The 16,350-nt window shown below is 67.7% G+C and carries 20 protein-coding genes; 11 read left to right on the forward strand and 9 right to left on the reverse strand.

Annotation, left to right across the window (positions count from 1 at the left end; genetic code table 11):
- The first annotated feature begins 36 nt into the window (after window positions 1–36).
- From M1L36_RS02415 to M1L36_RS02425, 3 genes are all read left to right on the forward strand, one after another.
- Window positions 37–1,179: an acyl-CoA dehydrogenase gene (locus M1L36_RS02415; RefSeq protein ID WP_250872120.1), complete on the forward strand. Its 1,143-nt coding sequence runs from the start codon at window positions 37–39 to the stop codon at window positions 1,177–1,179.
- A 4-nt stretch (window positions 1,180–1,183) separates the two neighbouring features.
- Window positions 1,184–1,360: a hypothetical protein gene (locus M1L36_RS02420; RefSeq protein WP_250872121.1), complete on the forward strand. Its 177-nt coding sequence runs from the start codon at window positions 1,184–1,186 to the stop codon at window positions 1,358–1,360.
- Between the two features lie 84 nt (window positions 1,361–1,444).
- Window positions 1,445–1,885 carry a VOC family protein gene (locus M1L36_RS02425; protein WP_250872122.1) on the forward strand — a complete coding sequence of 147 codons (441 nt, stop codon included), beginning with the start codon at window positions 1,445–1,447 and terminating at the stop codon, window positions 1,883–1,885.
- A gap of 12 nt (window positions 1,886–1,897) precedes the next feature.
- Here M1L36_RS02425 and M1L36_RS02430 read toward each other — a convergent pair whose 3' ends face one another.
- On the reverse strand, window positions 1,898–2,191 hold the full coding sequence (locus M1L36_RS02430) for a helix-turn-helix transcriptional regulator (RefSeq protein ID WP_250872123.1): 294 nt from the start codon (window positions 2,189–2,191) through the stop codon (window positions 1,898–1,900).
- Window positions 2,192–2,296: 105 nt separating this feature from the next.
- Between M1L36_RS02430 and M1L36_RS02435 the strand changes: the two genes are divergently transcribed.
- The 6 genes from M1L36_RS02435 to M1L36_RS02460 all read left to right on the forward strand — a co-directional run bounded on the left by M1L36_RS02435 (window position 2,297) and on the right by M1L36_RS02460 (window position 7,557).
- Entirely contained in the window at window positions 2,297–2,602 is a 306-nt protein-coding gene (locus M1L36_RS02435) for a DUF7111 family protein (protein WP_250872124.1), read from the forward strand.
- Window positions 2,603–2,738: 136 nt separating this feature from the next.
- Window positions 2,739–3,908 carry a thiolase domain-containing protein gene (locus M1L36_RS02440; protein ID WP_250872125.1) on the forward strand — a complete coding sequence of 390 codons (1,170 nt, stop codon included), beginning with the start codon at window positions 2,739–2,741 and terminating at the stop codon, window positions 3,906–3,908.
- Window positions 3,905–4,297: a Zn-ribbon domain-containing OB-fold protein gene (locus M1L36_RS02445; protein ID WP_250872126.1), complete on the forward strand. Its 393-nt coding sequence runs from the start codon at window positions 3,905–3,907 to the stop codon at window positions 4,295–4,297. The genes M1L36_RS02440 and M1L36_RS02445 overlap by 4 nt, the downstream gene beginning before the upstream one ends.
- Window positions 4,298–4,666: 369 nt before the next feature.
- Window positions 4,667–6,223 carry a Na+/H+ antiporter NhaC family protein gene (locus M1L36_RS02450; RefSeq protein ID WP_250872127.1) on the forward strand — a complete coding sequence of 519 codons (1,557 nt, stop codon included), beginning with the start codon at window positions 4,667–4,669 and terminating at the stop codon, window positions 6,221–6,223.
- Window positions 6,220–6,471: a DUF7513 family protein gene (locus M1L36_RS02455; RefSeq protein ID WP_250872128.1), complete on the forward strand. Its 252-nt coding sequence runs from the start codon at window positions 6,220–6,222 to the stop codon at window positions 6,469–6,471. The genes M1L36_RS02450 and M1L36_RS02455 overlap by 4 nt, the downstream gene beginning before the upstream one ends.
- Before the next feature lie 561 nt (window positions 6,472–7,032).
- The gene (locus M1L36_RS02460) at window positions 7,033–7,557 is read left to right on the forward strand and encodes a hypothetical protein (protein ID WP_250872129.1); all 525 of its coding nucleotides are present in this window, start codon (window positions 7,033–7,035) and stop codon (window positions 7,555–7,557) included.
- A 132-nt stretch (window positions 7,558–7,689) separates the two neighbouring features.
- On the opposite strand, the gene M1L36_RS02465 is transcribed toward M1L36_RS02460, so the two are convergent.
- The 3 genes from M1L36_RS02465 to M1L36_RS02475 all read right to left on the reverse strand — a co-directional run bounded on the left by M1L36_RS02465 (window position 7,690) and on the right by M1L36_RS02475 (window position 10,192).
- The gene (locus M1L36_RS02465; protein ID WP_250872130.1) at window positions 7,690–8,643 is read right to left on the reverse strand and encodes an alpha/beta fold hydrolase; all 954 of its coding nucleotides are present in this window, start codon (window positions 8,641–8,643) and stop codon (window positions 7,690–7,692) included.
- Between the two features lie 83 nt (window positions 8,644–8,726).
- Complete coding sequence (gene meaB, locus M1L36_RS02470) at window positions 8,727–9,773, reverse strand: methylmalonyl Co-A mutase-associated GTPase MeaB (protein WP_250872131.1); 1,047 nt, start codon at window positions 9,771–9,773, stop codon at window positions 8,727–8,729.
- Window positions 9,773–10,192: a cobalamin B12-binding domain-containing protein gene (locus M1L36_RS02475; RefSeq protein ID WP_250872132.1), complete on the reverse strand. Its 420-nt coding sequence runs from the start codon at window positions 10,190–10,192 to the stop codon at window positions 9,773–9,775. The genes meaB and M1L36_RS02475 overlap by 1 nt, the downstream gene beginning before the upstream one ends.
- Before the next feature lie 145 nt (window positions 10,193–10,337).
- On the opposite strand from M1L36_RS02475, the gene M1L36_RS02480 reads away from it, so the two are divergent.
- The gene (locus tag M1L36_RS02480; protein ID WP_250872133.1) at window positions 10,338–11,012 is read left to right on the forward strand and encodes a DUF420 domain-containing protein; all 675 of its coding nucleotides are present in this window, start codon (window positions 10,338–10,340) and stop codon (window positions 11,010–11,012) included.
- Window positions 11,013–11,162: 150 nt separating this feature from the next.
- Window positions 11,163–12,230, forward strand: a complete 1,068-nt coding sequence (locus M1L36_RS02485) for a S1C family serine protease (protein ID WP_250872134.1) — start codon at window positions 11,163–11,165, stop codon at window positions 12,228–12,230.
- 12 nt (window positions 12,231–12,242) lie between these two features.
- On the opposite strand, the gene M1L36_RS02490 is transcribed toward M1L36_RS02485, so the two are convergent.
- From M1L36_RS02490 to M1L36_RS02510, 5 genes are all read right to left on the reverse strand, one after another.
- On the reverse strand, window positions 12,243–13,502 hold the full coding sequence (locus tag M1L36_RS02490; protein WP_250872135.1) for a Glu/Leu/Phe/Val family dehydrogenase: 1,260 nt from the start codon (window positions 13,500–13,502) through the stop codon (window positions 12,243–12,245).
- A 112-nt stretch (window positions 13,503–13,614) separates the two neighbouring features.
- A complete protein-coding gene (locus M1L36_RS02495; protein WP_250872136.1) occupies window positions 13,615–14,403 on the reverse strand; it encodes an ABC transporter permease in 789 nt (262 codons plus the stop codon).
- Window positions 14,400–15,335 carry an ABC transporter ATP-binding protein gene (locus M1L36_RS02500; protein ID WP_250872137.1) on the reverse strand — a complete coding sequence of 312 codons (936 nt, stop codon included), beginning with the start codon at window positions 15,333–15,335 and terminating at the stop codon, window positions 14,400–14,402. The genes M1L36_RS02495 and M1L36_RS02500 overlap by 4 nt, the downstream gene beginning before the upstream one ends.
- A gap of 61 nt (window positions 15,336–15,396) precedes the next feature.
- Window positions 15,397–15,630 carry a SelT/SelW/SelH family protein gene (locus M1L36_RS02505; protein WP_250872138.1) on the reverse strand — a complete coding sequence of 78 codons (234 nt, stop codon included), beginning with the start codon at window positions 15,628–15,630 and terminating at the stop codon, window positions 15,397–15,399.
- Window positions 15,627–16,340 carry a DUF7546 family protein gene (locus M1L36_RS02510; protein WP_250872139.1) on the reverse strand — a complete coding sequence of 238 codons (714 nt, stop codon included), beginning with the start codon at window positions 16,338–16,340 and terminating at the stop codon, window positions 15,627–15,629. The genes M1L36_RS02505 and M1L36_RS02510 overlap by 4 nt, the downstream gene beginning before the upstream one ends.
- Window positions 16,341–16,350: the final 10 nt, after the last annotated feature.

Genomic DNA, 16,350 nt, shown 5'->3' on the forward strand with positions numbered 1-16,350 from the left:
GCCAACAATGAAGTCCGGATAGCCCGGATGCCGGGTATGGACTTCAGCCTCTCGCCCGAGCAGAAGCAGATCAAGGAGATGGTCTCGGAGTTCGTCGACGAGGAGATCGTCCCTCGTGCGGCGGACATCGACCACGACGACGAGTTCCCCCACGACCTCGTCGCCGACATGGGCGACCTCGGTCTGATGGGGATGCCGTTCCCCGAGGAGTACGGCGGTGCGGGCCTCGACTACCACTCCTACGCACTGGGTCTCTCCGAGATCGCCCGCGGGTCGGGCGGCGTGGGAACCATCGTCGCCGCCCACATCTCGCTGGCTGGGAACATGCTCTACGAGTTCGGGAACGAGGAGCAGAAACAGGAGTACCTCACGCCGCTCGCCGAGGGGACGGACATCGGTGCGTTCGCGCTCTCGGAGGCCCAGGCCGGCAGCGACGTGCCCGCGATGGGGACCACCGCCGAGAAAGAGGGCGACGAGTACGTCATCAACGGCAACAAACTGTGGATTTCGAACGGCTCGGAGGCCGACACGGTGACGCTGTTCGCCAAGACCGACCCCGACGCCGGCAACAAGGGCATCTCCTCGTTCATCGTCCGTCCCGAGGAGGACGACGGGTTCATCGTCGAGGGGACGGAGGACAAACTCGGCGACAAGGGCTGTCCGACCGCCGAACTGCGCTTCGACGACCTGCGCATCCCCGAACACCGCCGTCTCGGTGAGGAGGGTCGCGGGTTCGTCCACGCCCTCAAGACGCTCAACGGCGGCCGCATCACCATCGCCGCCCGCGGTGTCGGTATCGCACAGGCCGCCCTCGACGAGGCGCTGGCGTACTCTCAGGAGCGCGAGCAGTTCGACCAGCCCATCAGCGGGTTCCAGGCCATCCAGCACAAACTGGCCGACATGGACACCAAGACCAGCGCCGCCCGCCTGCTGATGCACCAGGCCGCCGACAAGAAGATCCGCGGCGAGGACTTCATCAAGGAGGCCGCACAGGCGAAACTGTACGCCAGCGAGGTCTCCCGTGAGGTCGCCAACGAGGGTATCCAGATTCACGGCGGCTACGGTTACACCAAAGACTTCCCCGCCGAGCGGTTCTACCGCGACGCCAAACTCAACGAGATCTACGAGGGTACCAGCGAGGTGCTCCGCAACACCATCGCCGCGCAGTTGCTGAACTGAGTCGATGGCGCTCTTGCGGGCGGTACTGGGCTGGAAACTCGCGCCCGTCGTGGCGTTCGCGCTCGCAGTCACACTGTTTCTCCTCGGACGGTCGGTGCCGACGCCACTGCTCGGACTGTTCACCGTCGCGGTCTGTGTGACGGTCGCGGTTCTCGCTGTCGGCGTTCGCTGGGCGACGTGAGGCTGGCGACGCGGTTCACGTTCAGTTCCGCTCTGCTCGCTCGGCACAGGTTCATACCCTCAAACGACCAACAGATAGCTGGCCATGATTGGTGAACTTTCGCACGTGACGCTGCTGGTCGACGACCTCGACGAGGCGCTCGCGTACTACACCGACGTACTGGGGTTCCACGAGAGAGACGACGTGGACATGGGGGAGATGGGCCGCTGGCTGACCGTCTCGCCCGGTGCGCAGGAACTCCCGCAGTTCTCACTGATGGAACCGGAGACCGACGAGCAACGCGAGCGAGTCGGGGCGCAGGTGCCCGGCTACGTCGCGTTCGTCCTCGGAACCGACGACTGCCGGGCGGAGTACGACCGGTTGCGCGAGGCGGGCGTCGAGTTCCACGGCGAACCCGAGGACAACCCGTGGGGTGTCGAGGCGCGGTTCGAGGACCGCTACGGCAACGTCTTCGACCTCGTCGAACCGCACGAGATGGACGAGGAGGCGATGGCAGCGATGATGGACGAGGCGGCCGCGAACTGATTCCCCGTCCGGCTACTCCTCGTCTCCCTCGGCAGTCTCCACACAGTCGGCGAGCCACTGCTGCTGTGCGCGGACGCCCCGTTCGCCACGCTCGGTCAGCGAGTAGACGTCGTCCAGACCGTCGACGTGTCGCTCGACGTGGCCCGACGTCTCGAGCGCCGAGAGGCGGTCGTAGAACCGCTTGGAGTCGAGGCGGTCGTCGTAGTGGCGTTCGAGGTGGCGTTTCAGCTCCGGGCCGCGTGCCTCCCCGAGTGCGAGGAGGGCGACGCACATGTCCCGTCGGGTGCCGGATTCCAGCCAGCGCATACCCGCCGGTCGGTCGCGGAGGACTCGTCGGTTGTGGTTCGTAGGCGGACGTCGGGCCCGGCCTGGAACCGACAGAGACGACGGGGTGGCGTGCGAACGGGTGGTATGAGCGACGCCGACGCGACCGACGAGCACGACGCCACGGACACCGCCGAGGCCAACGGCATCACCGCACGCTACGAGGAGACCGACGCCGAGCGCGTGTTGAGCTACGACCGCGACGGACGAACCGCGGCCGTCGCCCAGAACGTCGAGGGATACGCGATGTTGAAGGTGCGGCCGACCGCCGACGGCGACGAACTCGAACGCTACTACGGATTCGACATGGCGCTCGACCACGTCGCGGAGCTACTCGGTGTCGGGGTGAACGACCTGCCAGTGCCCGACGCCGCGGCGGACATGGGGATGTGAGTCGAGGCTCGACCGGCGATTCCCCGGCCACTGTTAGGTGTTAGGTGATAATTACACAACGTCGTAAACCGCTCGGTCGTGCGCTCTCGCGTCGACTCACGGCAGACATTTACGGCGCAACCGAGTACGTCAGCACATGTCAGAGGTACGAATCGCGGGGGTCGGTCTGACGCCGTTCGGTCGCATGCCCGACCGGACCGGCCGCGACCTCTTCGCGGAGGCTGGGTTGGCTGCGCTCGACGATGCGGGTGTCGTCCCGCCGGCCGTCGAACACCTGTTCTTCGGGAACTTCATGGGCGAACTGGCGGAACACCAGGGCCATCAGGGTCCGTTGATGGCCGAGGCGGTGGGCGTGAACGCGCCCGCGACGCGCTTCGAGACGGCGTGTGCCTCCTCGGGCGTCGCGGTCCGCGAGGCCGTCAAGACCGTCCGCAACGGCGAGGCCGACGTGGTGCTCGTCGGCGGGATGGAACGCATGACGAACATGGGGACGGCGGGAGCGACCGACGGTCTCTCCATCGCCGCCGACGACCTCTACGAGATTCGCGCGGGCATGACGTTCCCCGCCGCCTACGCATTGATGGCGCAGGCGTACTTCGAGGAGTTCGGCGGCAGCGTCGAGGACCTCGCACACGTCGCGGTGAAGAACCACGACAACGCCCTCCCGAACGAGTACGCCCAGTACCGCAACGCCATCACCGTCGAGCAGGCGCTCGACGCGCCGCGCATCGCGGACCCGCTGGGGCTGTTCGACTCCTGTCCCATCTCCGACGGCGCGAGCGCGGCCGTCCTCGTCAGCGACGAGTTCGCCGAGCGCGAGGGCCTGGACGCTCCGGTCTCCATCACCGGCAGCGGGCAGGGCGGGGACAAACTCGCACTCCACGACCGCGAGTGGCTGGCGCGCTCGCCCGCCACCGAACGGGCCGCCGAGATGGCCTACGACGACGCGGGCATCGGCCCCGACGACGTCGACCTCGCGGAGGTCCACGACTGCTTCACCATCGCGGAGGTGCTCGCCATCGAGGCGCTCGGCTTCTACGAGGACGGTGCGGGCATCACGGCCGCCCGCGACGGCGAGACGACCCGCGACGGTCGTCTCCCGGTCAACGTCTCGGGTGGGCTGAAGGCGAAGGGCCACCCCGTCGGCGCGACGGGGGTCGCTCAGATCGCCTCGCTGACGAAGCTCCTGCGCGGGACGCACCCGCGTTCGTCGGACCTCGACGACCCGCGAGTCGGCTTGGCGCACAACGCCGGTGGCACGGTCGCGAGTGCGACGGTCCACGTCCTGGAGGTGATGGACCGATGAGCCGAGACGACACCGAGGCTCCCCGCGAAGACGGCTTCGACGACCTGCTCGACGCCGTCGAGGAGGGGGCTGGCTACTACCTCTCGTGTGCGAACGGCCACGGCTCGCTGCCGCCACGACGGGTCTGTCCGCACTGTGGCTCGCAGGACCTCTCCGAAGAACCACTCCCCGACTCGGGAACCATCGAGACGTTCACCGTCGTCCGCGTCGCGACACCGCAGTTCGCCGACGACGCCCCGTACGTGACGGCCGTCGCGGACTTCGGCGAAGTGCGACTCACCGGGTTCGTCGCGGACCCGACGGCCGTCGAGGTCGGCACGACCGTCGGGGTCGGCGTCGGGCGCACCGAGACGACCGGCGACCGCGTGCTGACACTCGACCCGCGGTAAGTCGCGACCTTCCTTCGAACGCGTCCGCGTGTCGTCGGCTGATACGACCGGCCAGCGCTCCGGTCAGTTCGCTCCCCTCGGTAGCTCGCCGAGTTTGTTTCACACGGATGTGCGGTGGCTCAGCTGTTAGATACGTGCCGCGAATCTTTCACCGGTACCCCTACCAGATTGCGTGCATATCTTCACCGACCTACTGAATATAGAGACTGTATGCAGCACCGATAGCTGGTTCGTTTCGCACTCTCAGGGTTGATTCGGCCGGTATTGTCATTCGCGGCATCGTTAAAATGGCTGCATTAGTTGCTCTTTCATCACCTTTAAAAGCGGTGCACTTATCGGGGGTGGTCAAAGCCTTGAGAACGGAGAGCTATGACGAACAGTACCACCGACACACCAGCCGGGCTCGACACCGGGCTCGACACCGGCGCGGCTCCGGCCATCGAATTCCGTGGTGGCCGGCTGATGAGCGCACTTCCAATCGCACTGTTCATTATTTGGGCGATCTTCCAGTCCGGGGTTCTCGGTATCGGGGACCCCACTGGACTGGTTGCAGGGATGCTAATCTCCCTGACAGTCGGGATGTTGTTCGTGAAGGGGGACTGGAAGGACTACGCGAACGTCGTCTTCGAGGGGATGACCCAGAAGGTCGCCGCGACCGCCGTGGTCGCGTGGCTCTGGGCTGGCATGTTCGCTGCCACTCTGCAGGCCGGTGGCTTCGTCGGTGGCCTCGTCTGGGCCGCGGACGCCTTCGACGTCGGCGCGGCGCTCTTCCCCGTCGCGACGTTCCTGCTCGCCGCGCTACTCGCGACGGGCATCGGCACCGGCTACGGGACCACGGTCGCGTTCTCGGCGTTGTTCTTCCCCGCGGGCGTCGCGCTCGGTGCCCACCCCGTACTGCTGTTCGGCGCTATCCTCTCGGGGGCGGTGTTCGGTGACAACCTCGCGCCGGTCTCCGACACGACCATCGTCTCGGCGGTGACGCAGGACGCCGACATCGGAGGCGTCGTCGCCTCCCGCTTCAAGTACGCGCTCGTCGCGGCGGCCCTCGCGGTCGTCGCCTACCTCGTCGCCGGGTCGGCGATGGCGGGGGCACCCGTCCAGGGTGCCGCGTCCCTGCTGGGTGAGGAGGCCGAGGCCATCGGTCTCGTTCACTTGCTCTCGATGCTCACAGTCATCGTCCTCGCCGTTCGCGGACGTCACATCATAGAGGCGGTCTCGTGGGGCCTCATCGCCGCCATCGCGTTTAACCTCGTGTTCGGCCTCGCGTCGGTCGCGGACGTCCTCGTGTTCTTCGCGCCCGACAACCCCGCGGCGCGGAGTCTCGAGTTCCTCCCGTTCGTCGTCATCCCCGACAACCCGGACCTCGTCGGCTCGGTCGGCGGCAGCATCTACACGGGAGCCGAGGGCTTCTTCCCGCTCATCGTCCTCGTCCTGCTCATCGTCGCCGGTGCGCAGGTGATGATCCGTGGCGGCGGTTTCGCCGCAATCCAAGACCTCCTGCTCGAGCGCGTCGCGACCTCGGTGCGCCGTGCTGAACTCACGATGGTCCTCGGAACCGCGATGGTCAACGCGATGATCACCATCAACACCGCCGCCGAGATCGCCATCTCGCCCTACATCGCCCGCATCGGCCAGCGCTTCAACATCAACGGCTACCGCCGCGCGAACATCCTCGACGCCAACACCTCGGCACTCGGGTACATCTTCCCCTGGGCTGGCGGTGTGCTCGTGGGTTACGCCCAGCTACAGGCCCTGCCCGACACTTTCGAGTGGTTCACGCCCGAAATGGTCGTCTCGCCCATCGAGGTCTGGCCGTTCGTCTTCCACGGTTGGCTGCTGTTCGGCGTGTTCGTCTTCGCCGCGGTCACCGGCTTCGGACTCGAGTACGTCACCGACCGCCGCAGCAAGGAGGTGAGCCGAGTATGAAGCAGTTCCTCGCCGGTTTCGGCTTCCGTTCGAACACCCCGGCCTTCGAGGTGGGCGAAGAGTTCGAGGCGTTCGTCACCGGTCTGAACGGCCACTCGCTCGTTCGGGTCGGAGACACCGTCCTCTCGCTCCCCGGGGAGACGGTGGAACCCGACACCAGAGTCCGCGTCCGCGTCACAGACTTCGACGCGGGCGCCGACCAAGGGAGCGCTGAACTGCTCGAAGTGCTCGGCGAAGGCGCGTTCTGACTTCCTCGGGAACAGCCCCTTCCGGGACTCGATGCCGCCGACTCTTTCGACCCCTGTATCGGTGAGCAACAGCACTTCCGCCGCGAGGTACGAATTCATCGAGGCAGGCCTCGAGTTCGCTCGTGAGACATACGACGCCGATTCCGTCGAGCTCCGAGTTGCAACATTCGACGAGCGGGCCATCTCGGCGTACGAGTGCCTCGGATTTGAGCGCGTGGAGACGTACTGGCAAGAGACGAATGGCGTTCATTCTGAGGTTCTTCGTATGCAGCGAGACTAACCTAGCATTAGTAACACGGCACCGTTGCCCCGCTCAAGTAGCCCACATCGAGAACCGAATCGGTGACCGACTCGCGCCCTGTACGTAGCACGACGAAACTGGCAAGACCGCGAGAGGTTAGACCTCCTGCTGATAGACGCACGCTCTCTGTCTATCAAAGGCGGCAATCAGTGATCGAGGTTGATTCCAGCCTGGTTCTGTGTGGTTCAGCTGAAAGACCCGTGCCGCGAGTCTAACAGTACTCTCCAAAAGCATATACACCGACACACGAAGCTGAAACTATGCCCTCCCGCCGCGACTATCTCGCTGGATTCGCCACTGCTGGAATTGTGGGTCTCGCTGGCTGTTCTGGCTACTTCGACCGGGAAGTTGGGACTGTGTTCAGAAAGACACTCAACGTCGCTGAGCCGACGAGCAGCGGTCAGCCCTACTGGGCGAGTCTGGCAATCTTCGTGACTGGCGGGGGCGGTCGTCGAGCGATTGTCGAGTACGACCCACAGTACGTTACAATCGATTCAGAGTCCATCCGTCTCTCGGTCACAGACCAGCAACACGAGCCACTAACACAGCGATTCTCCGACATCGAATACATCGTCGGGCTCGAACGTGGTGAGGAGAAAGATGGCATGAATGGAGTGGTACAACGCTCCGAGTTCAACGAGATGCAACTCGGTGCCGAGGCGACCGTCGAGGAGTTTTACGCAGAGGATGGCGCACAATCGCTTTGTCTCCACAGTACAGAATCACGCGGAACCCCTCTCGCTCTCGAAGAAGAGAGCCAGTTCGATATTGACGACAAGTTCTGATAGACGCACGCTCTGTGTCTATCATTACCGGCAATCTACGCAGTGGCTGATTCCCACTCGCTCACGCTCGTGCATCGAGCGTGTCGGTCGAAACGGTTGATAGACGACCCGCTGGTTATCTGCAGCGTCCACTCACGCTTCGACGTACTCCAGGTCGTCGACCACTTCCCCACGGACGAGTGCGGCGAACTCCGCGGGGTGTTCGTAGTGTGGCAGCAGCAACGCGTCGTCGAACACCACGAGGCGGGCGTCGGCGACCTCAGCGAGGTCGTGGCCCCCCTCGACGGGGAGGATGTCGGCGTCACGCCCCCAGACGAGCGTGGTGGGAACGTCGAGACCCGCGAGCGTCTCCCCGAGGTCGAGGTCCGAATCGAGGAAGCCGCTGACGAACGACGCGGGTGCGAACCGCGCACCGGGCTGGTGGGTGAGCTGCCAGCGGTACTCCAGCCACTCGTCGTCGGCGTTGGAGGTGTCGGCGAACCCGTGGTCGGCCTGGAAGTACCGGAGCGAGCGTTCGCTCGCCAGCAGGTTGAAGATTCCCTCGCCGACCAGCGGCGAGCGGAGCAGCGAACGCAGCCACGTCCGGCGGCCGGGCATCGTCGTCGCCGTCGGGCAGACGAGCACGAGTTCGCGCACGTCGACGGCGTCGTTCGTGGCGGCCGTCGCGACGTACGCCGAGGTGAGCGACGACCCGACGACGGTGGCGTCGGTCGCCGCGTCGCGCAGGAAGTCGGTGACGAACGTCTCGTACAGCGACGCCGAGTACATCAGCGGCGGCCGGTCCGAGAGACCGAACCCCGGCAGGTCCGGTGCGAGGACGTGGTAGTCCTCGGCCAGCGCGTCGAAGACGGGGACGAACTCCGCGGAGGAGCCGGCCGCGTTGACGCCGTGGAGCAAGACGAGGTCCGGGTCGTCGGGGTCGCCCGCCTCCGTGTAGGAGACGTCGAACCCGCGCCAGCGGTACGTCTGGGTCGCGCGGCCGAGCGGCGTGTGTGGTGTCGACGCCTGTCCGGCGAGGACGCGGTTCGTCGCGGCGGTCACGCCGAGGCCGGCGACCGCACCGTAGAGGAGGTTGCGAAGGCGCATGGCGGTCCGTACGACCGTCGGGCGCTTAACCCCTGTCCACGCGAAGACAGGTTCCGGTGGGCAACGAACGCGTCGTCCGTAGCTCAGCCGTCGCGCTCGGCCTCGACGCAGTCCTCGATGGGCGCGACGAGTTCGTCGGCGACGGCGTACGGGTCGGTCTCGCGGTCGAGGACCCGTTCGACGTACTCGTCGATGCCGCCACGCGAGCGCAGTTCGCCCGCGACCAACTGGTTGACGTCCTCGCGGAGCAGGGTCCGAATCTCCTCGGCGTAGCGCTGGCGGGCGCGCTCCTCGCCCTTGCCGGACTCCTCGAGGTACGTCGCGTGGTTCGCGAGCGTCTCGATGAGGCCCTCGACGCCCGTGCCGTCCTCGGCGACCGTCTCGACGACCTGCGGGGTCCAGCCCTCGTCGTCGGTCTCGCGCGCCATCGCCTCGACGGCGGCGGCCTCGCTGGCGGCGTCCGCGTCGTGGTGCTCGGCGGTCTGGGTGTAGTCGTTGCGCGTGTCGATCATCTCGCGCAGTTCCATCACGGTGCGGTCCGAACCGGGGAGGTCGGCCTTGTTGACCACGAACACGTCGCCGATCTCGAGGATGCCCGCCTTGAGCATCTGGACGTCGTCGCCGCTCCCCGGCGGGACGAGGACGGCGACCGTGTCTGCGGTCTTCACGATGTCTATCTCGTTCTGACCCGCACCGACGGTCTCGACGATGACCTTGTCCTTGCCGAAGGCGTCGAGGGCCTTCACGGCGTCCGCCGTCGCCGTCGAGAGGCCACCGAGGCTGCCTCGGGCGCTCATCGAGCGGAAGAACACGTCCATGTCGCCCGACACCGACGCCATGCGGATACGGTCGCCGAGCACGGACCCGCCGGTGAACGGCGAGGAGGGGTCGATGGCGATGACGCCCACGGTGAGGCCCTCGTCGCGGTAGGTCTTCGCGAGTTTGTCGACGAGCGTCGACTTCCCCGCCCCCGGCGACCCGGTGATGCCGATGACGTCGGCGTCGCCGGTGTGCTGGTAGAGGTCGCTGACGAGGTCGCGATAGCCCGGCGAGCGGTTCTCTATCTTCGTGATGGCGCGGGCGAGCGCTCGGTGCTTGCCCGCGAGCAGGTCGTCGATGAGGTCGCCCATCAGTCGCGCTGTGGGGCGTTCTCGCGGACGAACTCGACGGCCTCCTCCATCGACGCGCCGGGGCCGAAGATGCCGCCGACCCCGGCCTCCTTCAGTTCGGGGCGGTCGTCCTCGGGGATGATGCCGCCGACGACGACGAGCGTGTCGTCGAGCGCGTCGTACTCGTCGAGACCCTCCAGAATCTTCGGGACGAGCGTGTTGTGCGCGCCCGAGAGGATGGAGATGCCCAGCACGTCGACGTCCTCCTGGACGGCGGCCTGGACGACCTCGTCCGGCGAGCGGTGGAGACCGGAGTAGATGACCTCGAACCCGGCGTCGCGGAACGCGCGGGCGATGACGTGTGCGCCGCGGTCGTGGCCGTCGAGTCCGACTTTCGCTACGAGGCAGCGGATGGTCCGCTGGTCAGCGTCTGCGCTCATGGCACCCGGTTCACGGGGTGGGACATTGACTCTAACGAACCGACTAAGGGTCATCGAGTCGCGAGGTCCGACCGTCGAGCGTGCGGTCTGGCCGCGGGGCGACCGGAAGCGAAGCGGCCATACTTCCCCCGGTCGGAGGGAACGTATGGCAACTGCCTCCTCCGAGAGCGTCCTCAAGGAGTACCCCCGTGCCGTCACCGCGGTGCTCTCCGTCGTCGGCTACGCACTCGTCCTCGGTGCGTTCGCGGGCGTCATCCCGCTGTTCCCGGAACTCTCGCGCGAGACGGTCATCCTGTTCTCCGACCTCATCGCCGTCGTCAACTCGCTGGCGCTGACCGCGCTGCTCGTCGGCTGGTGGCTCATCCGGCGCGGCGAGGTCCGGAGACACCGCGCTGCGATGCTGACCGCGTTCGGACTCATCTGTCTGTTCCTCGTCCTCTACCTCTGGAAGGTCGGGGGCGGCTTCGAGAAGTCGTTCGTCGTCCGCGAGGGCCAGTTCCTCGCGGGGTACGCCGGCGTCATCGAACCGCTCTACCTCGTGATGCTCGCCATCCACATCCTCCTGAGCGTGCTCGCGGTGCCCGTGGTGCTGTACGCCATCGTCCTCGGCTTGACCCACACGCCCGAGGAGCTCCGGAACACGGCCCACGCCCGCGTCGGCCGTATCGCCGTCGCCTCGTGGTCGCTGAGTCTCTTCCTCGGCGTCGTCACCTACGTCATGCTCAACCACGTCTACTCCTGGGTGCCCCGCGGCGAGGAGGCGATGCTCCTCCTGCTGGCCGTCCCCGCGTACGCCACGCGCCGCGGCGACGACGAGTAGCGCTCGGAGGTCGACGGCTCCGACTGCGGACCTGTCGTCCGGACCGTCAGTGCGTGCGTGACACCAACTCGCACGCTCGTTATCAGTCGACGTCGCTTACCTCCGGTTAGTCCACCGGCGGCGGTCGATTCTCCGCGGCGGTGGCACACCATGAGCGAGGAGACACGCTACCAGGAACTGTACCGGACGACCATCCCGTCGGTCGTCTCCATCTACATCGCGGGCAACGGGCGCAGACCGGGCGGTGCGGGGTCCGGGTTCGTCCACGAGACGGCCGACGGCGAGTGGGTCGTCGTGACCAACCAGCACGTCGTCGGCCGGGAGACGGAGGTCGACGTGCGCTTCGCCGACGGCCGGTGGCGCGTCGGCGAGGTCGTCGGCAGCGACGCCTACACGGACCTCGCCGTCGTCGGCGTCCCGAACCTCCCAGACGACGTCGAACCGCTCGTGTTCGCCCCCGAGAACCCCGTCCCCGGCACGCACGTCGCCGCTCTCGGCAACCCGATGGGTCTCGACGGGTCGCTGTCGGTTGGCGTCGTCAGCGGCGCGTCGCGGTCGATGGTCACTCAGTCGGGGTTCGTCATCCCCGACACCGTCCAGACGGACGCGCCCATCAACCCCGGCAACTCCGGGGGTCCGCTGATCGACCACTCGGGGCGCGTCGTCGGCGTCAACCGCGCCCGCGGCGGCGACAACATCGGCTTCGCCGTCAGCGCGGAGGTCGCCGCCCGCGTCGTCCCGACGCTCGTCCGCGACGGCGAGTACCGCCACCCCTACCTCAAGGTCCGGACGCTCGACGTCTCGCCGAGCGTCGCGCAAGCCAACCGCCTCGACCGACCGCGCGGCGTCCTCGTCGTCGACGTGGACGACGGACCCGCCCACGGCATCCTCCGTGGCTCGCGTGACTCGCGGCGCGTCCGGGGCCACGACGTCCCCGCCGGTGGCGACGTCGTCGTCAGCATCGACGGCGAACCCGTCGACGCCCACGAGCAACTGATGCGCTACCTGCTGTTGGAGACCCGGCCCGGCCAGGAGGTGACGCTGGAACTGCTCCGCGGTGGGCGGCGGGTCGAAGAACGAGTCCGACTCGGCGAACGGCCGATGCCGGGCGGACGCGGCGACCAGGAGGGCCGTGGTAGAGGTCCCGGTGGGCCGCGTGGGCCTCGAGGACCCCGGGGACAGCGCCGGCAGCGCGGAACGGACATCCCGATTCGGTGAGGACCGACCTCGCTACGGGAACAGGCCCCGCAGTTCGTGGGCATGAGCGGTCCGTTCGAGCGCGATAGAGTAGGCGGCGGTCCGGAGGTCCGGAATGCCGTCCTCGTCGTAGGCGGTCACCACCTCGTCGAACGCGCTGGTGAGGCGACGTTCGAGGTCGGCGTTGACCTGTTCGAGCGTCCAGGCGTACTCCTGGGTGTTCTGGACCCACTCCAGGTACGAGACGACGACGCCGCCCGCGTTCGCGAGGATGTCGGGGACGACGGGGACGTCGCGCTCGATGAGGACGTCGTCGGCGGGCGTCGTCGTCGGGCCGTTCGCGGCTTCGACGACCACCGACGCCCGGAGGTTCTTCGCGACCTCCTCGGTGACGACTTCGGCGACGGCCGCGGGGATGAGGACGTCGACGTCGAGTTCGAGCAGGTCGCTGTTCGAGATGGTGTCGGCCTCCCCGTCGTAGTCGGCCATCCGCCCGCCGTCGGCGGCGTGGCCGTAGAGGTCCAGCACGTCGAGGCCGTCGGGGTCGTAGCGTCCTCCGGAGACGTCGCTGACGGCGACGACGTTCGCACCGCGTTCGCTCAGGAGGCGGGCCGCCCACGAGCCGACGTTCCCGAACCCCTGGATGGCGACGCTGGCGTCCTCCAGGTCGCGGTCGAGGTAGTCGAACACCTTCTCGGTCGTGATGGCGACGCCGCGCCCCGTCGCCTCGACGCGCCCCGGCGTCCCGCCAAGCGAGACGGGCTTCCCGGTGACGACCTGCTGGACGGTGTGACCCTCGTAGACGGAGTAGGTGTCCATCATCCACGCCATCACCTCGGGGTTGGTGTTCATGTCGGGAGCGGGGACGTCGACGTGCGGGCCGATCATCCGCCGGATGCCCTCGGTGTAACGGCGGGTCAGGCGGCGCATCTCGTCTGTGCTCATTCGCTTGGGTTCACAGACGACGCCGCCTTTCGCGCCCCCGTAGGGGAGGTCGACGAGCGCGGTCTTCCACGTCATCCACCCCGCGAGTGCCGACACCTCGTCCATCGTGACACTCGGGTGGAACCGGACGCCACCCTTGTACGGGCCACGGGCGCTGTCGAACTGACACCGGTAGCCCTCGAACACCTCGACGCTGCCGTCGTCCATCCGCACCGGCAGCGTCACCTTCAGCGTCCGTTCGGGGTACTGGAGGCGTTCGAAGATGCCCTCGTCGACCTGTGCGTACTCCTGTGCTCGCTGCATCTGCGAGAGCATCGTCGCCAACGGCCCCTCGTCGTCCTGGCTCATGCGTCGGGCCACGAGGGCCGCTGTTATAAGCGTCCGCGAGCGTCTCACGGAACTGTCAGAACTGCTCCACCGAGCGGCCGTGACCTCCTCGGAGTGACCGTGGTGCCTCCGCTCAGTCCGTCCGTGGCAGGGCGAACGCGCCGACGGCGAAGAAGCCGACGGCGAGCGCTCCGAGGACCCCGAGGTTCACGAGCCACGGGGCGACGCCGGCCGTGCCCTCGACCTGAATGGTCGCCTGGGGGGTCGTCACCGCGCGGACGCCCCGCGAGAAGTACGTCAGCGGCGAGAGGTTCAGTGCCGGCAGGAACCACTCGGGGAGCTGGTCGGGCGTGACGAACGTCTCCGAGAGGAACAGCAGGGGGATGGCGATGCCGTTCGACGCCGCGATGACGCCGTCCTGGGAGTCCGCGACCCGCCCGAGAATCGCGCCGAGGCCGCAGAACAGCGCGACCGCGAGGGCGACGAACGGGACGAGCGCGAGCAACTGCGGGCCGACGGCGACCTGTGCGCCGGTGACGAACACGACGAGCGCGAAGATGAGCAGCGCCGCCGTCCCGATGATGGCGACGTTGACGAGCGTCTGGGCGAGCAGCCACTCCCAGCGCGCGAGCGGTGTCGTCGCTAGCTTCTCGAAGCGGTTGCCGTCGCGGTGACGAGCCACCTCGCTGCCGACCCGCGACAGCGGCGTGAACAGCACGACGACCGCGAGGTACGCCGGCAGGTAGTAGACGGGCGGTTCGGCGAACAGGCCGCCACCCGTCGGGTTCGTCTGGACCAGCGCTCCGAAGATGAGGATGATGATGACCGGGAAGAAGAACGTGAAGAACACGGCCGTCCGGCGACGCAGGAACCCGCGAGCGGCGGCGGTGGTCTCCGAACGGACGCGGCGCGTCAGCGTCATGCAGCGGCCTCCTCTCGCTCGACCGCCTCACCGGTCTCGGTGACGCCCGTACCGGTGAGAGTGAGGTACACCGATTCGAGGTCCGGGCGCTCCCAGCGCAGCGCGTGGTACGAGACGTCCGCCGCCCCCAGCGCGTCGACGACGGGGCCGACGTCCTCGGGCATCGCGTCGCGGACGACGACACCGCGACCGGTCGTCACGACGCGGTAGCCGGCCGACTCGACGGCGCTCGCGGCCGCCTCGGTCGCCGCGCCCTCGGTGTCGACGCTGAGCCGAGACTGCCCGCCGTAGGCCTCGACGAGTTCGTGGGGGGTGCCCTCGGCGACGATGTCGCCGTCCGCGAGCAACCCGACGCGGTCGGCGAGGCGTTCTGCCTCGGCCATCGAGTGCGTCGTGAGGACGACGGTCGTCCCGCCTTCGACGAGTGCGTCGAGCAGGTCCCAGAGCGCGCGTCGGCCGGCCGGGTCGATGGCCGTCGTCGGTTCGTCGAGCACGAGCAGGTCGGGGTCGTTGACCAGCGCGATGGCGACACACGTCCGGCGTTGCTGGCCCCCCGAGAGGTTCTCGTACCACGTGTCGGCGTCCTCGGCCATCCCTACGTCGGCGAGCACGTCGTCGGTCGGACGGGCGCTGTCGTAGAGGCCGGCGTAGTAGTCGACCAGTTCGCGGGCGGTGAGGCGTTCCGGTGGCGAGAACGACTGCGGGAGGAGACCGACGCGCTGGGGGTCGGCGTCACGTGGGTCGGTCCCGAACAGCGAGACCCGCCCCTCGTAGTCGGTGGTGCCCAGCAGTGCTCGCACGAGCGTCGTCTTGCCCGCGCCGTTGGGGCCGATGAGCGCGTACACCTCGCCGTCGTCGATGGAGAGGGAGACGCCGTCGAGCGCGACGGTGTCGCCGTACTCCCGGCGGACGTCCTCGGCGACGATGACCATGTGCCCAGTCGGGCCGTTTTCCGCCTAAGGGTTCCGGGTTCGCTCGGTTCGCGAGGTCGAGTCAGAACGTCTCGGCACGCACCGCTCGCACGATGGCGTCGACGTCGAACTCGTCGCTCTCCTTCTCGAAGACGACGGTCCCGTCGACTCTGACCTCCAGGATGCCGTGGTCGCCGGTGACGAGCGCGACCCGGTCGAGACGCTCGCCGAGACTGCTCAAGAGGGCGTGTTGGACCTGTTCGGCGCGTTCGAGGAAGCCACACGGGACACAGTACTCGATTTCGACGGCTGTCATCGTCCGAGCCACGTCCGGGCGCGTGAAACGTCTGCCGCCGTCGGTCGCCAGACGAGGAGGAGGACGGTGACGACGAACACGACCGTCGACGCACCGTAGGTGAGGCTGTCGGTCGCAGAGACGAGGAAGCCCGCCCCGCCGACGAACCCGCTGACGATACCCGCGACGACCGGGAGCGTACAGGAGACACACGAGAACAGGCCGACGACGCCGGCCATCGCACCACCGCCGCTCCCGGTCGCGTCGAGGACGACGCCGTAGACGAGGTACGCCAGCGCCGCGTAGCCGACGACACGGAAGGGGACGAGCGCGACGGTGAGCCACGACCCGGTGTAGAGGATGGCGGGCGACCACCCCGGCGGGAGCGTCCAGAAGCGCACGTCGACACCCGTCGTGAACGGCGCGTCGACGACGGCGTAGAGACCGCCGACGTACCCCAGGAGGAGGAAGTAGCCGACGCCGACGAGCGCGGCCAACGCGCGCCGACTCGTGGGGGCGTCCGGCACTTCGGCACGCCAGACGCCCCACAGCGCGACGTTGATCCAGACGAACGGGTAGAGGTAGAGGTCCCTCGTCGCGCTGGTCGGGGTGATGCCCGTCGTGTCGAAGTACACCGCGAGCAGGAGCACCTCGGCGACGACGAGGAAGCCGCCGTAGCGAAGCGTCTCGCGGCGGGGGACGAACCGACGGAGTGGGTGGGCGGTGCTCATGAGGGCGTCG

Origin of the sequence: Halomarina rubra (genome assembly GCF_023699475.1) — an archaeon.
Classification (GTDB): domain Archaea; phylum Halobacteriota; class Halobacteria; order Halobacteriales; family Haloarculaceae; genus Halomarina; species Halomarina rubra.